This window comes from Burkholderia sp. A9 (assembly GCF_000801975.1).
Genome location: NZ_JSZN01000090.1, coordinates 1 through 359 on the forward strand (window position 1 = coordinate 1; position 359 = coordinate 359).

The following is a 359-nucleotide window of genomic DNA, read 5'->3' on the forward strand; positions in this document are numbered from 1 at the left end:
ATCTTGCCTTCGCTCATCACCGCGAGGCGGCTCGCCATCGTCATCGCCTCTTCCTGGTCGTGCGTGACCAACACGCAGGTCACGTCGACCTTCTCGATGATGTTCACGAGTTCGAGCTGGGTCTTCTGGCGGATCTTCTTGTCGAGCGCGGACATCGGCTCGTCGAGCAGCAGCAGCTTCGGGCGCTTGACCAGCGAGCGTGCGAGCGCGACACGCTGCTGCTGGCCGCCGGACAGCTGATGCGGCTTGCGCTTCGCGTACTTGCTCATCTGCACCAGCGCGAGCGCGTCGGCCACGCGTTCCTTGATCTCGTGCTTCGGCGTGCCTTCCTGCTTCAGGCCGAACGCGACGTTCGACTC

General features: G+C 64.1%; 1 protein-coding gene. It reads right to left on the reverse strand.

Features of this window, described 5'->3' with window-relative positions:
* Nucleotides 1-359, reverse strand: a 359-nt coding sequence (locus PI86_RS15585) for an ABC transporter ATP-binding protein (RefSeq protein WP_039324466.1), incomplete at both ends; no start/stop codon positions are given.